The following is a 19745-nucleotide window of genomic DNA, read 5'->3' on the forward strand; positions in this document are numbered from 1 at the left end:
TTACCCGGATTTAATTAGCGCAAGTCTTCGGGATTCATCGACGCGTCGCGGACATACGGATCGCCCGGTTCGGGCCGCAGCGTCGCCTCGATCTCGGGCGGAAACGCCGGGATGTTGCTGGTGCGCATGACGGCCCAGCGCATGATCGCGTGCAGGTAGTTGAAGGGCGCCAAGATCAGGTAGGCCAGGCCCGGCTGCTGCGCGTCGTTGGCGAAGATGCGCTCCTTGCCGAAGGCAAAGCTCTCGCGCTTGCCGTCGACCGGCATGCAGAACAGCACCGCGTCCAGAACGGCCTGCGGCCCCTCTTCCATGTAGCGCCGCAGGAACTCCCAGTGCGAGTAGGCATTCTCGACGCGGCTGGTGGCGATGCAGAACGCAAAGGTCTCCTTGACCGTGACCCCGTCGCCATCGAGGATCAACCCGCGGATATCCCAGTTGAGCCAGCCGAAGGTGCCCTTGCCTCGTCCCAGGGTGAAATAGATCTTGTCCCACGGCGCGGTCAGCACAGTGCCGTCCAGCCGGAAGACGTGCACCAGGCGGCGCTTGCGATCCAGGGCGATGGGGTAGTAGGTCCAGCGGAACATCTCCTTGCAAGCGACCCAGGCGCCGGCGGCGCCCAGCGCCGCGCACATACCCATGCCGATGAAGATGGCTTCCCACAGGCCGTTCTCGTTGGGCAGTTCGCCCACCACCAGGATCCAGGCCAGCATCAGGATGCCGCCGACGCCGAACGCCACGCCTATCGCCCCCAGCAGCGCCACGAAGCCACGCCAGGCATACCAGCGGTCCACCGACAGCAGGCTGCCGGCATTCATCCTCACCACGCACAGCTGCGCCAGCAGCGGCACATCCAGCCGCTTTTTCTGCAGTAGCCGGTGTTCGCGCTCAAACGCCGTCAGCGGACGGTCATTGGGGAACCTGGGCATCAGCCCGGTGAAATCCATCAAGACCCTCCCAGGGCCACGCGCAGGCTGTTCACTTCCTGTTGCACGCCATAGTAATAATCGGCCCCCGACACCCCCTGCAGCTTGCCCCACAGGCAGCGCTTGAGCCATTCGTCGATCTTGTTGCCCTTGAACTTCTCGATCAGCACCGCCACGATGATCAGGAACACCGCGGCGATCAGGCCCACGACCGTATACGACAGCGCAAACGCGCCGATGACGACCAGGCTGAGAATACCCGAGGCCAGATAAAGACCGCCCATCAGGCCGTTCTTTTCGATCATGAACTGGTCCTTGCTGGACTTGAAGTCGAACACCGCCATGATGATGCCGGTCACCACCCCGATCCGCCCGCCCCAGCGCACCAGCAGCGTGCTGGTGGTTTCAATGCCCAGGCCCATGCCCAGCCGCATGCCGGCGGCCTGACGCCCCTTGAGCGCCGTGCCCAGCACGTCGGCCACCGAACCGCCGGCCGCCGCGATGCCGACCACGAATTTCCAGCTGGCATCGCCTCGCTCGTGCGGCATGGCCGATTCCAGGTCGCTCCAGAGCTTGTACACCGCCACCGTCTGGAACAGGCAGCCGACCACGCCGACCCGCACATCCGTGTTGATCGCCGTGCGCCAGCGCGACAGTTCCTTGGCCTCGTATTCCTCGATCGTCATGGTGGCCTGCGCCAATGCGCGCGCCCGGTCGCCCGCCCGCAGATCGGTCGGCACCCTGCCGGCGGCATCCCTGTCCACCATCATGAACCAGCGCTTCTTGTCGCTTCCTTCCAGTTGCTCGCCGCGCACTTCCAGGCGCCGCAATTCGTCCGCCACCGCGCGCTCCATCTGGCGCATGTCCACCTTGCCGCCATGCTGGCGCAACAGTTCGCGGATCAGCGCCGCGCGGAAGGTCTTCTTGCCGCCTTCGACCTCGACGATCACGACATTCTGCCGCGCCAACAGCCCCAGGTACATGGCCAGCTTGCGCGCAATCGAACTGTCCACGCCCAGCCTGAGCACATGCACCACCGGGCCCATGATCTGCTCGAGCAGGCGCGCGGTCTTGTCCATCTGCCCTTCGCTCAGCACCTTGAGGCCGGTCTTGTAGGCCTCGTGCAGATTGCCCCAGGGAATGGCCTTCCAGTCCAGGGCCGCCTCATGCGCCTCGACCACCTTGCTGACCACGAAATCCTGGTTATGGAACATGGCGCGCAGCAACAGGTTGCGCGTGTCGGTCGGGTCGCCTTGCAGCCAGTCGGCGTACTGCTTGAAGCAGACCCGCTTGTCCTGGGTGCCGTCGATGCACAACGCCAGCACGGTCTGGTAGACCTCGCCGCTGTCGGCGTTCTTTACGTCGTAATTGCACTGGAACGATTCGCCCGTCTTCTCGCAGGTGAGCCAGGCCACGTGCGCCTTGGCCATCGGCACGATGGTGGCCGCGTCGAATTTGGTCAGGCGCTCGTCGAAATCCTTCTGCCACGCCCGGCGCGCGTTTTCATCGTAGTTGTCGAAGTACTTCTTCCAGGCATCCCAGCGCACCGTCTGGCGCTCCTGCTCGGTCGGGTGGCGGTAGTTGTCCGCCTGGGCCATGCGCTCTTTCCGATTGTCCGGGTTGATCCAATCCATCAGCAGCTGGGCCACCGCCAGGCCGCCCGCGCCCGAGCCTCCGGGGCCGGCACCCATGTTCGGGGTGCTCGTGCCATAGACGGCGTGGTTGTTCGCCTCGTCGCCGCGCTGGCGCAGGAAATCGCTCTCGGCCGACTGCATGATGATTTCGCTGAGCGATTCGATCGACTTGGACACGGTCAACGGCCGCACGTCCTGCGGATTCGAGACAAAGTCGTCAAAGCGCATGCGCATCAGCCGCGCGAGGTCCTGCAGGATGCCGGTGCTATCCGGCAGGGCCAGCAACAGGCCCTTGCCGGGCTGGAAAGCCTCCGCCGCGTCCTGGATCATGCCGCCCATCCAGCGGCTCGAGTCGTAGTAGCCGACTGTGCTCCAGCCCAGGAACCTCTTCTTCTCGAACTCTTCGACGCCCGTGCGGCGATACATCACGTAGTCGGCGGCCGTGTCGTTCAGCGTCTTGATGCTCTTGGCGCTGGCGTGCCTGCCACTGTTGAGCCAGGCCTGCACGTCGAACTTGAACATATGCCGCTGGCGCATCTCGGCGCCCTTTCTGCCCTTATGGGCCTTGCAGATGTCCTTGGTCCATTGCACATCCGAGAACGCGAGCCAGACGTACGTCGCTTTCCTCGCATCGGGAATCGTCAACAGCGAGGCTTTGGCCTGGTGGTCCATGGTGCAGGTGAACGTCCGGTCGCAGGCCTCGACCGGTTTGTCCAGGTCGAAGTTGTACAGCGTGCTGTTCTCGTTGACGTAGTAGCCCTTCAACTCGGAGCGCGCTTCGTCATAGACATACAGATAGCCGGGACGCAACAGGCGCACGCCGTAGCGCGCGCCGTCGCCCAGCGGTCGTTCGGCCATTTCGGGCAGGAGCATGTCGCCCGCCAGCGCCGGCGACGTGTCGTCGCTTCTCAGCACCGCATAGCGCAGCGGCATGATGGGCAGGCCGATCCGGTGAAACGGGCAGTCTTCTTCGCAATCGATCGACGAGCGCTTCTTTCCGCAGCTCTTCACATCATCGGCCATCGGGCTCTCCAGTTCGTTCCAAGTCCCTGCGCACGTCGGCCCAATCGTCATCCGTCAGGTCCTGCGTCGCGGCAAGGTAGGGGTAATCATCATCCGGCCGCCTCGCGGCCAGGCAAGCGCGCACCCGTTCGTGGCGATGGAAGGCGGGGTGCACCTCCAGGCCGTGGCGGGCGAACGCCTTGCGTTCCTGCGCCGTCTCCAGGCCCAGGTCGCGGGCCGTGCGGAAATGGTCCATCACGGTCTTGCCGAGCGCGACGCGGCGGCCAGGCGCCAGGCTGTCCAGGCCGGCAAGCACTTCATTCAATGCCTGCAGTTGGGTCAGCGCGAACGATTGCTCGGCCGACAGCCGCGGGCGCGGCGCCGCTGCCACGTCCGGCCGCTCCAGCGCATGCCATTGGCCATCCAGGTGGAACAGCAAGCCCCGCACCGGCCCGCACAACCAGGCCAGTTGGTCGGGATCCAGTATCCACGACAATTGCACCAGCACGCGCGGATCGAAAAAGCGGAAAAAGCACGGTCCCTGCCCTTCGATATCGACGATCATGCGCGAACGGCAATGCGCCGCCACCGCGTCCACGGGCCGGTCCGACCGCAGCAACAGCGCCAGCCACGGGTCCTCGCCGTCCTGCGCCGCCTGGTTCAGGCTGGCCAGCGCCTGTACCCGATCGGCCGCGTCCAGGGCGGACAAGTCCACCAGCCGCGGCATCAGGCCGGGCATTTTCCGCAGCGCGGGCGGCACCAGCGCCTGGGGCTGCGCGAACGCCGGCACGCCGCGCGTGCGCTCGTCCTGCACAAGACCGAATCCGTAGGAACTGAAAGCCTGGTAATCGAGCATGCCAACGTCCATGTCTAGCCCAACGGCACGACCGCGCCGCCGCGTTGGGCCGCGCCGCGCACCCGCGCTTCGCACAAGGGACTGGCTTCATTGAAGGCCAGGTTGGCCTGGGCGGTCTGCGGGCCGACCCAGCTATGCGCACTTGCCTTGAGCTCGACCTTGCCCGGCGCATGCAGCTGGATGCCGCCGCCCTCCAGGCGCAGGTAGGCGCCGCCGGCGGTGGCCAGCACGCGCTGCCTGGCCTGCACCATCACGGCCGCGCTGGCCGAGGCGAAGGTCACCGCCTTCTCTGCCGTCAGGGTCATCTTGGCGGCCTGGCTGTGCAGGCGCAGCTTGCCGCCCGCCGCGTGCAACCGCAGGCCACGGTCCTTCACCGGGCGGCCGCCGCCAGCCTCGTGGCCCGCCGTGAACAGCACCACGCCGGCCGCCACGCCCACCGCCAGGTTGGCGCTGCTGACCCAGTTCACGTCCGGCGCCACCTGTGCCAGCGTGCCGCCAGCCACCAGGAAGGCGTTGCCCGGGGTGTATTGGCCGATGCCGCTGGGCGCGCTGACCTGGATGTGCGGTTCGCTATAGGCCGCGACCTTGGTCCCCTGGGCGCCGGGGTCGTCCTGGGTCGCCTCGACCACGTCCCGCACATGCGCCAGCGCCTCGTGCGCCGGCAGCGCCTGCGGCTCCCCCTCCAGGAAAGCCTTCTGCTTGACCGCGATGTCGCCCAGTTCCCTGGCCGATTCAAGGGCGGCGTCGATCTGCTTGGCCGCCTCGGCACTATCGAGCAATGCGCCCTCGGCGTTCTCGCGCAGGTCGGCGCTGATCAACAGCCCCTGGCCGCCCCGCAGCGCCACGGCCTCCCTGGTCGACAGCTCGGCGCCGTGGCCCAGGTCCTGCAGGCGTTCGTTGTCGCGCTGTTGTTTGACGTGGCCCAGGTTCAGGCGGGAATCGGCCTGCGTGGTGGAGGCGGTCAGGCGCGACTGGCCCGGCGTGTCGTCGTGCACCAGCTGGTTGTAGCCGCCCGTGCCCGCGCCGCTGGTCGCCAGCGCCTGGGTCTTGAAGCCGGACATCACCGCGTTGTGGGCGTGGCCTTCGCTGCCGCCCGCGAACCAGGCCGGCGCATTGCCGGTGGCGTTGGCGCCACCGGCCTGCACCTGGTTGTGCGAGGCATCCTCGGCGCCCTCGCCGTTATACAGGGCGCCCACCACCACCGGACGGTCGATATCGCCGTGCAGGAACTCCACCAGCACTTCCTGCCCGACGCGCGGCACGAAATGGCCGCCCCAGTCGCCGCCCGCAACCGGCTCGGCCACGCGCACCCAGGTGCCCAGCTCGTCCTTGGCGGGCGCGTTCTCGTCGCCCGACGGGTGCGCCAGGCGGCTGCTGGAGGCCTTGCCGCGCTGCCAGTGGAACTGCACCTTGATGCGGTGGTCGCGGTCGGTGTGCACTGGCCCCTCGGCGCCCACCACCAGCGCCGTCTGCGCGCCAAATACCGTGGGACGGGGATGCAGGCGCTCGCCATGGCCGTCCCGGGTCGCGGGACGGAATTCGGTATCGCTGCCGATGCAGGTGAAGGTATTGCGATAGAACTCCGTGTCGTCGCCGTCGCCCCCCTGCGCCTCGCTTACGGCGCGGCCGAGGTCGGCGTCGAAGTTGTTGCGGGCCTGGTGGGTGATGGCGATCACCACGAAGGCAGACGGGCCGCCTTGCTGGTAGTGGCCGGTCAGTTCGAAGCGCTGGCCCGGCGCCAGCGTGCGCACGGTGCCCCCACCCTCGACGCTCTGCTGGCGCACGCGCAGCGCGGCCAGCGCGTTGTGCGCCAGGCGTTCGCCCTGCGCGCTGTCTTCGTAGGCGTACTGGCCGGGGTAGTCGTCGCTGACCAGTTCCAGCGCGTTGGCCAGCTTGCCGGTGTCCGCCTGCGCCGACACCGGCCGCGCCTGGGCGCTGCGGTAGTCCCAGCTGGCCATGCGCACGGCATTGGTCTGCCAGCGGTGGCGCGGGCTCCAGTGCTGGATGCTGTCTTCGGTCTCGGTCACGTCGGCGCGCGCAAAGCGCACGCTGGCCTGCGGGCCAGCCTTGAAGGCGTCGTTGTGGTCGGCAATGACCAGGGTGTGGCCGTCGTCGGCATGCTCGACCCAGTAGAACAGGCCCTCTTCGGCCAGCAGGCGTTCGATGAAGGCGTAGTCGGTTTCGCGGTACTGGATGGTCAGGCTGCGCTTGGCGTAGACGGCGCGGTCCTTGACCTCCCAGCGCCATTGCGGCGCCAGCGTGCCCTGGCCCTTGTAGTCGCCGAAGATGCTGTCGACGATGTCGATCACCGTCTTGTCCTGATAGGCGAAGCTGTCGCGCCGCGCCCGCAGGAACGCCAGCCACGGCTCCACGGTCAGCCCATAGCGCGCCAGCCCGCCGTTGGCGCCCAGGTAACGCACCGCCGTGGCGTGGCCGTGCCACAGGCGCGGCTGCTCGCGGTCCAGCGCGGTCTGCAGGCGCAGGGTGACGGGCTGGCCCATCAGGGCCTTCAACGGGATATGCGCGTCGTCGGACAGCGCGGTGATCTCCAGGCGATAGGCGCCGCCGCTCAATTGTTCGGTGGCCGACAGGGTCTCGGCCACCAGGCGGTTATCGCCCAGCGGCGTGCGCAGGTCCAGCAGGCGGTTGGCCTGCGCGATGCCGGCGGTCGACAGGCGGGACAATCCGGAAGCATCCTGGGGCATGGTCTTGGCTCCGGGCTCAGGTCAGGCGGTAACGGAAGTCGCCGTTCTTGCCGGCCGTGACGCGGATGCGCGCGATCGCTTCGCCCTGCGCCATGCGGCCCAGCACCTGCTCGGCGATCTGCGGCAACAGCGTGCCGTTCAGGATGTGGTCGACGTTGCGCGCGCCGGTGTCCACCTCGGTGCAGCGCGCCAGCACGGCCTCGACCAGCGCGTCGTCCCAATCGAACACGGCGCGGTGGTTGGCCTGCACCCGCTCGGCGATGCGAGCCAGCTTCAGGCCGATGATGCGCGCCAGGGCGTCGTCATCCACCGGGTAGTAGGCGATGGTCTTCATGCGGCCCAGGAAGGCCGGCTTGAAGGCCTTGTACAGCTGCGGCGCCAGCAATTCCTGCAAAGCGTCCGGATCCGGCCGCTCCTCGGCGCTCTTGTTCAGGCAGGCCTGCATGATGGTCGACGAGCCGACGTTGGAGGTCAGGATGATGAGCGTATTGCGGAAGTCGATCTCGCGCCCCTCGGCGTCGTCCATCACGCCCTTGTCGAACACCTGGAAGAACAGCTCCAGCACGTCCGGGTGGGCCTTCTCGATTTCATCGAGCAGCACCACGCTGTAGGGCTGGCGCCGCACGGCTTCGGTCAACACCCCGCCTTCGCCGTAGCCGACGTAGCCGGGCGGCGAGCCCTTCAGGCCCGAGACGCTGTGGGCCTCCTGGTATTCGCTCATGTTGATCGTGACCAGCTTGCGCTCGCCGCCGTACAGGATGTCGGCCACCGCCAGCGCGGTCTCGGTCTTGCCCACGCCCGACGGGCCGACGAACAGGAACACGCCCTTGGGCTTGTTCGGATCTTCCAGGCCGGCGCGCGCGGTGCGCACGCGCTGGGCGATGGCGTGCAGCGCGTGGTCCTGGCCGATCACGCGTTCGGCCAGCAGCGGCTGCAGTTCCAGCACGGTGCGGATCTCGTCATTGACCATGCGGCCCAGCGGGATGCCGGTCCAGGCCGAGACGATCTCGGCGATGACCTGCGCATCCACGTAGGCCGGCACCAGCGGCGCTTCGCCCTGCAGGGCGCGCAGTTGCTGCTGAAGCTCGGCCAGTTGCGCCTGGGCGGGCGTCGGCTCGGCGGCCTTGCCGGCGCGGCGCTTGGCGGTGGTTTCGGGCTCGGGCTCCTGGCCCGCGGCTTCCAGCTCTTCGCGCAGCGCGTGGATCTGCCGCACCAGCTCGCTTTCCTGGGCCAGGCGCGCCTCGGCGTCGGCCAGCTGCTGGCGGGTGGCGGCCATTTCCTCGTCCAGTTCGCGCAGGCGGGCCGACTGCGCGGCGCCGGTGGCGGCCTCGCGGCGCAGCGCCACTCGCTCGGTCTCCTGGCGCGCGAGGCGGTGGCGGGCGTCGTCGATCAGGGCCGGCGTGGCGCTGCGGCCCAATGCCACCCGGGCGCATGCGGTGTCCAGCACACCGACCGCCTTGTCCGGCAACTGGCGGCCGCTGATATAGCGGTGCGACAGGCGGGCGGCGGCCACAATCGCTTCGTCCAGGATGCGCACGCCGAAATGCTGTTCCATCAGCGGCGCCATGCCGCGCAGCATGCTGGCGGCAAGCGTCTCGCTGGGCTCTTCCACCTTGACCACCTGGAAGCGCCGCGCCAGCGCGGCGTCCTTCTCGAAGTACTTCTTGTATTCACTCCAGGTGGTGGCGGCGATGGTGCGCAGTTCGCCGCGCGCCAGCGCCGGCTTGAGCAGGTTGGCCGCATCGTTCTGGCCGGCCTGCCCGCCCGCGCCGATCATGGTGTGGGCCTCGTCGATGAACAGGATGATGGGCGTGGGGCTTTGCTTGACCTCGTCGATCACGCTTTTCAGGCGGTTCTCGAACTCGCCCTTGACGCTGGCGCCGGCCTGCAAGAGGCCCATGTCCAGCGTGCGCAGCGCCACGCCGGCCAGCGCCGGCGGCACGTCGCCGGCCACGATGCGCAGCGCCAGGCCTTCGACCACCGCGGTCTTGCCAACGCCGGCCTCGCCGGTCAGGATGGGATTGTTCTGGCGGCGCCGCGTCAGGATGTCGATCATCTGCCGGATCTCGGCATCGCGGCCGATCACCGGGTCGATCTTGCCTTCGCGGGCGCGCTCGGTCAGGTTGGTGGTGTATTGGTCCAGCGCCGGCGTCTTGGACAGGCCGGCGGCGGGCGTGGCGGCCTCGCCCTGCGCGGCGTCATCGCCCAATGCGACGGACTGGCCGGCCTCTTCCGAGCCGGCCGTCAGGGCCGCGAAATCGTGCTTCAGCTCTTCCAGCCGGAACGACTCGAACAGGCGCGAGCCGCGCCGCGCCAGCGCCGCCAGATCGGGCTCGGTCAGCAGCGCCAGCAACAGGTGGCCAGAACGGATGCGGGTGGTCTGCGTGTCCAGCGAGGCGATCAGCCAGGCATGCTCGAACAGGCGCGGCAGGTGCGGCGAAAACACCGGCGTGCGGGTATTGCCGTTCTTGAAGCCGCGGATCTCGGCGTTCAGGTCGGCCTCCAGCACCGAGGCCTCGATGCCGCTGCGGCGCGCCACGATGCTGAAATCGCTGGCGGGCTTTTCCAGCAGCGCCAGGAACAGGTGTTCCAGGTCCACCTCGTAGTGGCCTTGCGCCATGCACAGGCTGGCGGCGCGCTCGGCGGCCTGGCGGCAGGTCTGGTTCAGTTTCCCGATCAGGGTTTTCAGGGGAGTGGCCATGTTCTGGGTTGTCTTGTTCTTAGTGGATGGTGTGCAGTTCGTAGCTGGCGTCGTCGCGGTCCGACGCCGACGGTTCGGTGCAGAGAAAGGAATTCCAGCCCAGGCGCGCGCCGCCGCCCTCGGCGTCGCCGCCCAGCGCGCTGCCGGCGACGTCCTCCTTGGCCATGACCAGGCGCACCTCGTATTCGAAGCTGAGCCCGCCGAACATCGTCAGCAGCTTTTCCAGCGCCTGGGCGCGGGCGCCGCCGGGCAGGAAGTCGGCGAACGCCGACTTGGACAGCGGGCCGATCCACAGCCGGATGCGCAGGTCGCGCTGCCAGATGCGGTCTCCGGCCATGGCGGACACGCCCAGCACCGCGCCGGGCCGGCCCAGCTGGGTGCGGTTCTCGGGCGGCACGTGGTACCAGCGGCCGACAAACTGTTCGACCCGCAAGGCCACCCGGAAGTAATCAGCCAGCACCCGCTGCAGGTACGCGGCCGACACCGGCCGCTGCCGCGCCGCCGCCGCGTAGTGCGCCAGCGACTCGTCGAACACGCGGCCTTCGCCCGCATGCAGGCGGTCGCGCAGCGCCGGATGGCCGACGCCGCCCAGCGCCAGCAGCAGCGGCAGGTAGTGATGGTCCTGCTCGGTCTCGTGCCGCAGCGGCATGCGGTACTTCTTCCAGGCCGCGTAGAACAGCGCGGCGGCCCGGTTCGAGAAGATGTCGAAGAAGGCGCGCGCGCCGCGGTCGCGCGTGGCGCTTTCGCGGTGGCTCAGGATCTCGGAGTAATGCAGCGGCAAGGCGCCCTGTCCGCCCAGCAGGCCGAAGAAGGCCGGCTCGATCTCCACCCGCCCCAGCGTGCCGGCCGCCAGCGCCGCCAGGCGCGCCTCGGCGTCGTGCAGGGCCTGGCCGTTCTTGTCGAAGGCCGTCAGCCCGGCGATCTCGCTGGCCGGAAAGCCCAGCGACGAGGAGTTGACGAAGCGCAGGTGCGCCGGCACGGCATTCCTGGCGCGCGTGCCTTCCTGGCGCGCGAACCACAGTTCCAGCACCCGCACGGCCTGGAAGAACTTGAAGCGCTGCGGCTCGGCCAGCAGCGATTCGATTACGCTAGGATCGCGTCGCCGTTGCATGGAGCACACCGTAGGATTTCTTCCGCGCCGCGGCGCGACAGCACCACCAACTGCACGAAGCTGTTGGCGTGCACGTAAAGGCCGAAGAAGCGGTTGAGCACCGCCACGAAGGCATGCAGGCTGGTGCCCACGAAGTTGTCTTCATTGATCGTCAGCCGGATCTCGATGCCGCGCACGAAGGTCGCGAACGGCTCGCCCGGCATCCAGTGGGTGGCGGGCTTGTAGTCCAGCCCGACCAGCCCTTCGATCTGGCGCGCCGCCACCGCCGCGTGCGACAGGTCGTACAGGCGCAGCGTTTCCTTCAAGGCCGGCAGGCCGCTGTGCACCAGCGACAGGTGGTTCAGCGCCAGGTGCGAGATCAGGCGCCAGTGCGCCGCGCGGCCCTGCTGGAAGCGGTGCGTGTGGGTCGGGCGGCGCAGCATGCGGATCTCGCGCGCCACCGAACCGCCTTCCAGGAACAGGTCGCCGCCCGGCTGGCCCACCGCCAGGTGCGACGGCAGGTCGCGGTTGGTGCAGGTCAGTTCCAGGCTCAGCGTTTCGGTCTGTGGCAGGGCCGGGTTGAAGTCGATGTCGACGATGGACATCTCCATTTCGTAGCCCGGGCTGCGCTCGGCCACCATCGCGTCGCGCCGCGCGGTCCAGTAATGGCTGGCGCTTTCGGGCGTTTCGCCGTGATGCAGCGAATAGAACGGCCGAAACTCCACCACCGAATCGCCCTGCGCGTTCTGCCGCACCAGCCGCACGCGGTCGATGGAATAGACCTCGTAGCCGTAGGCGCGGCGCGCATCGGCCACCACCGGATACGACGCGGCCGCATGCGTGACGCGGATGGGATCGGCGCGCTGCTCGAACAGGTTGATCACCGGCGTGCAGCCCAGCCGGAAGTTATCCGCCGACGCCGACTCCAGCAGGCGCGCGGTATTCGAATCGGCGCGCAGCCCCTTGACCGGCAGGTGCAGCGTGAACTCGCGCACCGGCCCCACCGCGCGCCGCAGCGCCGCCAGGTCGATGTCGACGAAGTTGAATTTCTCGGAAAAGACGAAGTACTCGGCCAGCAGCCGGTAGGCCGGATGCGAGCTGGCAGGAAAATCGATCAGCGCATCGTCCTCGGCCAGCCCCACCTGCGCCAACGGCACCTCGGGCAGCCGGTTCCAGCGGCCGGGCTGGGTTTCGACATAGGCCGCCGCGGTGCGCAGGAACAGGCAGTCGCGCAGCGCCGCCACGAATGACGGCTCGCCATGCAGATAGACCCGCAGGCGGTCCACCGCCAGCGTGGCGAAGCTTTGCGTTTCGGCCAGGCAGGCCAGCGTCAACGACAGCCGCCCGGTCACGCCGGCAGGCAGCTGCGTGGACGACGGCGCGTTGGCGGTCGACGCGAACACGGCCTGGCGGATGGCCACCGGCGCCAGCGTCACGTCGTAGGCCGTGCGGAAGCGGCAGGCCACCCCGCGCACGGCATGCGATTTCAATTCGGTGCCCCGCGCCACGCGCACGGGCGCGGTCAGTTGCGCCGCCACCCCGCCCATGTCGAACTGCGCGATCGAACACGACGGAAACGGCCGCAGGTAATGCGGGTACATCACTTCAAACAACGCTTCCGTGAATTCCGGATAGTCGTCGTCCAGCTTCTTGTTGATGCGCGCCCCCAGCAGGGCGAACGATTCGATCATCCGCTCGACGTGCGGATCCTCGCAGGTCTCTCCCGACAGCCCCAGGCGCGCGGCGATCTTCGGATAGCGCTGGGCGAAGTCCCGCGACGAGCCGCGCAGGAAGCCCAGTTCGCGTTCGTAGTACGGCAGCAATTCTTCCATCTTTCCCTTCCTCGCCGGCGGCTGGCCGCCGGCGCCCGCGTGCGTTTATGTTGTCAGGCGGCCGCCGCGGCCTTGGCCCAGCCCTTGCTGACCGAATACTGCAGCGTCGACGGCTGCAGGGTCGCGTCGAACGTCACCGGCTCGTGGGCCGGGCCGACGTCCAGCATCGCGGTGATCGCGAAATACAGTACCGACGTGGCGCGGCTGTCGACCTGCAGCACCACCCGCACGTGCGTCAAGCGGGGCTCGTGGCGCGCGATGGCCTGCTCCAGCGACCGGCAGATGAACTCCCGGTCATAGTGGCTGGCCAGGCTGAGCCCGGAAAAATCCGACAGCCCATAGGTCAGGATCGACCGCTGGCAGTTCGGATAGCGCTTGAGCGACGCCTCGGTGAAGACCATGCGGGTATTGAGCAGGGCCTCGATGTCGCGCGCGACGGTTTCCTTGATTTCCTCGACGGACAGCCGGCGCAGCGCGTGCGGCGCCGGGCCTTCCGCCTCGAACAATTTGTCGAACAGGCTGGGTTCGAATCCCTTCATCACGGACCTCTTTCAGAAAACCGCGGCCCGCAGACGGGCCGCGGCCTTCGCCTTGTCGCGCGGTCGGGATCAGACCGAGTAGGTCTTGTCGTTCTTGGTCAGGCTCCAGGCGCCCTGGGAATTGCCGCCCTGGTTGCCGCCGACCTTCTGCTGCGTGTACTTCCACTGCACCGCGGCGTACTTCAGCGAGAACGATTCGTGCGGCAGGCCTTCGCTGACCACTTCCGGCGCCACGCGCGAGATGATCACGTACTTGAGCTTGATTTCCAGGTACTTGACGCGGTTGCCCTCGCCGTCGGCGCGCAGGAAGTCGATGGTCACTTCGTCAAAGGTGGTGCCGCCCGAGGCGTGCTGATACAGCAGCGGGCTGACCACGTCCAGGTCCTTGGTGAAGACCATTTCGCCGTGCTCGGTGCGCTCGGCGGTGTGGCCGCCCGAGGTGGAGGCGGTGGCCGAACGCGGCTGGATGATCTCGTGGCGCCACGAGCCCACTTCGATCCAGTCCGGGTGGTCCTTGTCCTGGGACTCGCCCTTGAGCGCGGGATTGCCGAATTTGACGTAGATGTCCTTCATTAAAGTACTCTCCGGTTAAAAGCTTTGGATCAGACGGTCATCACGATTTCTGGGCCTGGGCGGGCAGTTCCGCAACCAGACGCAGGGAAATCGACAGCTCGTCGAGTTGGAAATGCGGCCGCAGGAACGCCACGGCCCGGAACACGCCAGGACGACCCGGCACTTCGGCTACTTGCACCGATGCTTCCCGCAGGGGGAATTGCGCTTTCTGCTCCTGGTTCGCGTTGTCGTCCAGCAGCACGTACTGCGAGACCCAGCGGTTCAGGAAGCTCTCGACGGATTGCGCGGACGCAAAACTGCCGATCTTGTCGCGCATCATGGCTTTCAGGTAGTGGGCCACGCGCGACACCGAAAAGATGTACTGCAACTGCGCCGACAGCACCGCGTTGGCATTGGCGCTGTCGGTGTTGTACTTCTTGGCCTTCTGCACCGACTGGGCGCCGAAGAACGCGGCGTAGTCGGAGTTCTTGCAGTGCACCAGCGGGATCAGGCCGAGGTCGCTCAGTTCCTTCTCGCGCCGGTCGGTGATGGCGATTTCGGTCGGGCACTTCAGCGCGATCTCGCCGTCGTCGGTCTTGAAGGTGTGGGTCGGCAGGTTTTCGACCAGGCCGCCGCCTTCGACGCCGCGGATCGCCGCGCACCAGCCGAAGTCGGCAAAGGCCGCGGTCAGGCGCGCGCCGAAGGCCCAGGCGGCGTTGCACCACAGGTACTTGGAATGGTCGGTGCCGTCGACGTCCTCGACGAAATTGAAGCCTTCCACCGAGGTGCCCTCTTTCGGGTCGTACGGCAGGCGGCCCAGGAAACGCGGCATGGTCAGGCCGACATAGCGCGAGTCCTCGGAATCGCGGAAGCTGCGCCACTTGGTGTATTCGACGGTGTCGAACACCTTGGCCAGGTCGCGCGGCCGGCCCAGGTCGGCAAAGCTGTCCAGGCCCAGCAGCTCGGGCGAGGCCGAGGCGATGAACGGGGCGTGCGAGGCCGCGGCCACGTGCGACATCTGCTCGATGAAGTACATGTCCTCGGGCTGGCGGGTGATCTCGAAGTTGCCCAGCAGCGCGCCGAAGGGCGAACCGCCGAAGGTGCCGAATTCCTCTTCGTAGACCTTCTTGAACATCAGGCTCTGGTCGAAGTCGATGGCGGTCTGGAAGTCGCGCACCAGGTCGCGCTTGGTGACGTTGAGCACCTTGATCTTGAGCATCGGCCCGGTATTGCTCTCCTGGCACAGGTAATGCAGGCCGCGCCAGGTGCTTTCGAGCTTCTGGAACTCGGCGCCGTGCATGACTTCGCTGAGCTGGGCGGAGATCAGGCGGTCCAGCTCGGCCACGCGGGCGTCGAGCATGGCGGACAGGTTGTCCGACACCACCACGGTGCCCTTCATGACTTCGCGCGCCAGCTCGCCGATCAGGTCCTTGGCGCGATCGTGCTCGGCGGTGGATTTGGCCACCCGGCTCTGCTCGACGATCTGGTCGAGCAGGCCCGAGTCGGCGGCGGCGGCCGGGGCGGCCGCGTTCTGCGCGGCGGCGGAATTACTCATTGCTGCCTCCCTTGCCGTCCTTGCCGGCTTCGCTGGTCAGTTGCTGCAGTTTTTCCGTGCTGCTGAGCACTTCGCCCAGCAGGTCTTCCAGCTTGTCGTTGCCGGCCAGCTTGTTGCGCAGGTCGGCCAGCTTGGTGCGGATCTCCAGCAATTCCTTGAGCGGTTCGATCTGCTGCACCACCGCCTCGGGCCGGAAGTCCTCGATCGAGCGGAACTTCAGGTCGACGCCGAAGGTGCCGCCCTCATCCGTCAGGCGGTTCTTCACGCGATAGGCGGCGCGCGGTTCGAGGCCGCGCATCACGTCGTCGAAGTTGTCGACGTCGATGTTGACGAACTTGCGGTCCTTCAGGCGCGGCAGCTCGGCTTCCGACTGCGCGCTGAAGTCGCCCACCACGCCCACGACAAAGGGCAGTTCCTTTTGCTCGATCGCGTCGCCCTTCTCGACGTCATAGGTCAACTGGACGCGCGGCGGGCGTACTTTCTGGAGTCTTTTCTGAACGCTTTCTTTCTTAGCCATGGGGGCTCCAAGCGGATGCGTATTGACGATGGGAAGCGGACCCGGCCAGCCGGGTCCGGCGGCCGATCAGGGTTTGTTGAGGAGGTTGCCGAACGGATCCGGCGCGCGGCCCGATGCGGGCGGAGGCGTCTGGGTGGACGACGTGGCGCCGCCCGCCTGCGCCGGCTTGGCCGCGGGCGTCGCGGGGGTGTTGGCGGCCGAGGCCGGCGCGCCGCCCGTGGCGGGCGTACCGGCTGCGGGCGTACCGGCTGCGGGCGTGCCAGCGGCGGGCGTGCCCGTGCCGGCGGCGGCGTCGTTGCGCGGCTTGGGCGGACGCGCGCCGCCGCCGCGCGGCGGCTTGCGGCCCTCGGGGAACAACACGTCCTGGCCCAGCGTCTCGCGCATGGCGGCGGCCAGGGCCACCGCGTCGCTGCGGGCATTGCCGGCCAGCAGCGCGTCGGCGCGCAGGTCCGCCAGCGACTGCATCGCGACCCGCAGGCCGCCCACGGCGCGCACCGTCTTGGCGGTGAAATCGTTCGAGTCGCGGTTCAGCGCCTCGTCGGCGGCAACGATGGCTTCCCCGTACTTCTGCTCGTCAAAGCGGATCTTGGCGATATACGACCAGGGCTCGCCGCGCGAGGGGTTGCGTTGCGCGATTTCCTGGAACTGGGCCACGGCCTCGTCGCCGCCCTTGTTGGCCAGCGTCTCGGTGGCCTGGGTGATCGACTGCTTGTATTCAGCGTCCGTCTGGGGCTTGCTGGTGGTGGCGCAACCGGCCATTAACGCCACCATGCCACCTATGAGGAAATACCGGGAAAGTTGCATTTTTTGGGCACGTGTCTGATGTAACCAAGGGCCGCGTATTTCAACAACTTTTTGTTAGTACACCACTACAGGGAATTACGCCATGTAACTTGCCACGAAATGTGGCTCATCGTGCCGTCATCTGTATGTTGCAGCAATGATCCGGTATAAAGAGCCATGTCAAAACATCTCAATTTATCGCGATGCTTGGCGGCCGCGACGCTGATCGCGGCAGTGCCCGTCATTAATGGTTGTGCGGCGGTTTCCGCCCTTGGCGCGGTCGCTGGAATCACCGGCACGGCGCTCGATGCGGCCGGCCTGAAAAAGGACCCGAATGCGCCCACGGACGTGAAATTGGCGATCCACGCCGGAGAAAATTTGAATGCGAGCAGCGGCCAGCCAACCGCCGTCGTTACGAAAGCATACTATTTGAAGAATGCCGAGGCATTTCAGCGCGCACCGCTCACGCAATTGGTTGATACTGCGCAGGAAAAGGCGGCATTGGGCGACAGTCTGATCGCGTCGCGCGAAATCACGCTGACTCCAGGCCAGCGTTTCGAAAACGTCGAGAAGGTGCCGAAAGGCGCCGCGTATATCGCCGTTGCCGCCTTGTTTTACGCGCCCGCGCCGCAGCGCTGGAAATATGTGTTCGAGGTCAAAGAGGTCGAGGACACCGGCATCGTCCTGGGCGCGCATGCCTGCGCCATGACGGTCGCCACCGGCAAGATCGTGGTGCCGCCAGGCATGCCCGCGTTCGATCCGTCCCGGCTCGGTTCGTTGCAATGCCCGAACTGAATCCGGCGCGAGCCGGATGCGTTCACCGAAACGTCCTCTTTATATATAGATAGTCAATAACGAGAGCCCGCCAACGTGAGTTATTCAGCGAAGATTTTGTGGGGAGAGGGGCTGTTCCTGCGGCCCCAGCATTTTCAGCGCCAGGACGCCTACCATGAGGCCCGCCTGGCGGAAATGAGCCGGGCGCTGCACCCCTATTCCTGGGGCCTGCGCGCGGCGCGCTTCGATGCCGCCGCGCTCGCCAACGGCATGCTGCGCGCCACCGAGCTGTCGGCGATCTTTCCCGACGGCGAGATCTACAACGCGCCGCACAACGACGACCTGCCCCCGGCCGTGGCGCTGGACGGGCTGGACGGCGCCAGCGAAGCCGTGTTCTACCTGGCCCTGCATCCGATGAAGGACATCGGCGGCAACTACCGCGACGCGCAGCAATCGCAGGGCTTCGATGCCCGCTACGCGCACCAGGACAGCCCGGCGCCGGACCTCTACACCAACGCCAGCACCGCCGACCTGGCGTTCCTGCGCAAGAACGTGCGGCTGCTGTCCGAGCACGAACCGCGCGACGCGCTGCTGACCCTGCCGGTGGCGCGCGTGCGCCGCACCGCCAGCGCCGGCTACGAACTGGACACCAGCTTCATCGCCCCCAGCCTCACGGTACAGGCCTGCGGCGCGCTGTTCGAGCAGTTGCGCCGCCTGCTGGACGCGCTGCAGGCCAAGGTCAATGCGCTGTACGGCTTTCACCGCGAACCCAACAAGAACATCATCGAGTTCCGCTCGGGCGACGTGGCCTCGTTCTGGCTGCTGCATACCGCCAACGAAGCCTATTCGGCGCTGTCGCACCTGTTCCACAACCCGCAGTTGCATCCGGAACGCCTGTTCCAGGAAATGCTGCGGCTGGCCGGCGCGCTGATGACCTTCTCGAAGGTGCACACGCTGGCCGACCTGCCGGTGTACCGCCACGAACAGCCCGGCGCGGCCTTCGCGCAGCTCGACACGATCCTGCGCGACCTGCTCGACACCGTCATCTCGACCCGCTACTTCTCGATCGTGCTGGAAGAACTGCGGCCGTCGTTCCACGTCGGCCGGCTCGATTCCGACAAGCTCGACGAAACCACCGCGCTGTACCTGTCGGTGTCGGCCGCGACGCCCGCCAGCGAACTGGCCGAGACCGTGCCGCTGCGCTTCAAGGTCGGCGCGCCCGACGACGTCGAGAAGCTGGTGCTGTCGGCCATGCCGGGCGTGCAGCTGGCCTACACGCCGCAGGTGCCCCCGGCGGTGCCGGTCAAGCCCGGCGCCTGCTATTTCGCCTTGCAGACGCGCGGCTCGCTGTACGACCGCATGCTGCAGGCGCGCAGCATCGCCATCTACGCGCCATCCGGCATACCCGAACTGAAACTGGACCTGATCGCCGTCACCCGCTGACCGGCGCCCATCCGCCCCGACGCCACCCCGACGCTTACTGAAAGAGCCCGCCATGACCGCCGCCGCGCCCTCTCTGATGCCCGGAGCCTCGCTCCCTCCCCGTGCCGCCGATTTCTACGGCTCGCGTCCCGCCAAATCGCTGCTGGACCTGCTGTACGACGGTTTCCTGATGCTGTTCCTGCTCAAGAGCGGGCAGGAGCCGGCCAGCGCCGCGTCGTTCTCGGCCCGGGTGCAGCAGTTCCTGGCGGACTTCGAACGCAGCGCCAAGAAGCTCGACATCCCGGCCGAGGACGTCTACGCCACCAAGTACGCGTTCTGCGCCGCCGTGGACGAGACCGTGCTGAATTCCGGTTTCTCGATCCGCGACGCGTGGATGCTGCAGCCGCTGCAACTGACGCTGTTCGGCGAACAGCTGGCCGGCGAGAACTTCTTCACGCGCCTGGAGGACCTGCGCGCCCAGGGCGCGCCGCGGCTGCAATCGCTGGAAGTGTTCTACATGTGCCTGCTGCTGGGCTTTCAGGGCAAGTACATGATCGAGGGCCAGGAAAAACTCGGCTACCTGACCGCGCGCCTGGGCGACGAGATCGCCCTGCTGCGCGGCAAGCGCGCCGGCTTCGCGCCGCACTGGCCGCTGCCCGACAAGATCGCCCACACGCTCAAGCGCGATGTGCCGCTGTGGAGCATCGGCGCGCTGTTCGCCCTGCTGGGCCTGCTGGCCTACCTGGGCATGGCCCACTTCCTGAACGGCGACATGCAGACCGCCATGGCGCCCTATCACGACATCGTCAAGCTCGGGCCGCGCGCCGCCCACCTGACCATCTCGCTGCCCTGAAGGTTCA

Annotated in this window: 15 protein-coding genes; 3 read left to right on the forward strand and 12 right to left on the reverse strand. The window is 67.3% G+C overall.

The window, feature by feature from the left end; translation table 11 throughout:
- Nucleotides 1-14: 14 nt before the first annotated feature.
- The 12 genes from ABFG95_RS01380 to ABFG95_RS01435 form a co-directional block, all read right to left on the reverse strand.
- Complete coding sequence (locus ABFG95_RS01380) at nucleotides 15-944, reverse strand: DUF6708 domain-containing protein (RefSeq protein ID WP_175146812.1); 930 nt, start codon at nucleotides 942-944, stop codon at nucleotides 15-17.
- Nucleotides 944-3580, reverse strand: coding sequence for a DUF4064 domain-containing protein (locus tag ABFG95_RS01385; protein WP_175146811.1), 2637 nt, complete (start codon nucleotides 3578-3580; stop codon nucleotides 944-946). The genes ABFG95_RS01380 and ABFG95_RS01385 overlap by 1 nt, the downstream gene beginning before the upstream one ends.
- Complete coding sequence (locus ABFG95_RS01390) at nucleotides 3570-4415, reverse strand: DUF4123 domain-containing protein (RefSeq protein WP_348995336.1); 846 nt, start codon at nucleotides 4413-4415, stop codon at nucleotides 3570-3572. Before ABFG95_RS01390 ends, ABFG95_RS01385 begins: the two co-directional genes overlap by 11 nt.
- A 14-nt stretch (nucleotides 4416-4429) precedes the next feature.
- The gene (locus tag ABFG95_RS01395) at nucleotides 4430-7120 is read right to left on the reverse strand and encodes a type VI secretion system Vgr family protein (RefSeq protein ID WP_348995337.1); all 2691 of its coding nucleotides are present in this window, start codon (nucleotides 7118-7120) and stop codon (nucleotides 4430-4432) included.
- A 16-nt stretch (nucleotides 7121-7136) separates the two neighbouring features.
- Nucleotides 7137-9821 carry a type VI secretion system ATPase TssH gene (tssH, locus tag ABFG95_RS01400; protein ID WP_348995338.1) on the reverse strand — a complete coding sequence of 895 codons (2685 nt, stop codon included), beginning with the start codon at nucleotides 9819-9821 and terminating at the stop codon, nucleotides 7137-7139.
- 19 nt (nucleotides 9822-9840) lie between these two features.
- Entirely contained in the window at nucleotides 9841-10941 is a 1101-nt protein-coding gene (tssG, locus tag ABFG95_RS01405) for a type VI secretion system baseplate subunit TssG (RefSeq protein ID WP_175146808.1), read from the reverse strand.
- Complete coding sequence (tssF, locus tag ABFG95_RS01410; protein WP_059270982.1) at nucleotides 10905-12743, reverse strand: type VI secretion system baseplate subunit TssF; 1839 nt, start codon at nucleotides 12741-12743, stop codon at nucleotides 10905-10907. The genes tssG and tssF overlap by 37 nt, the downstream gene beginning before the upstream one ends.
- Before the next feature lie 53 nt (nucleotides 12744-12796).
- Nucleotides 12797-13282, reverse strand: a complete 486-nt coding sequence (gene tssE, locus ABFG95_RS01415) for a type VI secretion system baseplate subunit TssE (protein ID WP_054416617.1) — start codon at nucleotides 13280-13282, stop codon at nucleotides 12797-12799.
- Between the two features lie 69 nt (nucleotides 13283-13351).
- Complete coding sequence (locus ABFG95_RS01420; RefSeq protein WP_006384074.1) at nucleotides 13352-13855, reverse strand: type VI secretion system tube protein Hcp; 504 nt, start codon at nucleotides 13853-13855, stop codon at nucleotides 13352-13354.
- Nucleotides 13856-13895: 40 nt separating this feature from the next.
- On the reverse strand, nucleotides 13896-15389 hold the full coding sequence (gene tssC, locus ABFG95_RS01425; protein WP_059270983.1) for a type VI secretion system contractile sheath large subunit: 1494 nt from the start codon (nucleotides 15387-15389) through the stop codon (nucleotides 13896-13898).
- Nucleotides 15382-15906 (reverse strand): type VI secretion system contractile sheath small subunit, encoded by a 525-nt coding sequence (gene tssB, locus ABFG95_RS01430; RefSeq protein ID WP_006384072.1) that lies wholly within the window; start codon nucleotides 15904-15906, stop codon nucleotides 15382-15384. The genes tssC and tssB overlap by 8 nt, the downstream gene beginning before the upstream one ends.
- A 66-nt stretch (nucleotides 15907-15972) precedes the next feature.
- Nucleotides 15973-16710: a hypothetical protein gene (locus ABFG95_RS01435; RefSeq protein ID WP_348995339.1), complete on the reverse strand. Its 738-nt coding sequence runs from the start codon at nucleotides 16708-16710 to the stop codon at nucleotides 15973-15975.
- A 156-nt stretch (nucleotides 16711-16866) separates the two neighbouring features.
- Here ABFG95_RS01435 and tssJ point away from each other — a divergent pair, with 156 nt between their 5' ends.
- From tssJ to icmH, 3 genes are all read left to right on the forward strand, one after another.
- Nucleotides 16867-17484 (forward strand): type VI secretion system lipoprotein TssJ, encoded by a 618-nt coding sequence (gene tssJ / locus ABFG95_RS01440; protein ID WP_081330449.1) that lies wholly within the window; start codon nucleotides 16867-16869, stop codon nucleotides 17482-17484.
- 75 nt (nucleotides 17485-17559) lie between these two features.
- Nucleotides 17560-18906 (forward strand): type VI secretion system baseplate subunit TssK, encoded by a 1347-nt coding sequence (tssK, locus tag ABFG95_RS01445; protein WP_054416621.1) that lies wholly within the window; start codon nucleotides 17560-17562, stop codon nucleotides 18904-18906.
- A 76-nt stretch (nucleotides 18907-18982) separates the two neighbouring features.
- Nucleotides 18983-19738 (forward strand): type IVB secretion system protein IcmH/DotU, encoded by a 756-nt coding sequence (gene icmH / locus ABFG95_RS01450; protein WP_231891495.1) that lies wholly within the window; start codon nucleotides 18983-18985, stop codon nucleotides 19736-19738.
- The last annotated feature ends 7 nt before the right edge of the window (nucleotides 19739-19745 follow it).

Origin of the sequence: Achromobacter sp. HNDS-1, from assembly GCF_040084795.1 — a bacterium.
Lineage (GTDB): Bacteria > Pseudomonadota > Gammaproteobacteria > Burkholderiales > Burkholderiaceae_B > Achromobacter > Achromobacter ruhlandii.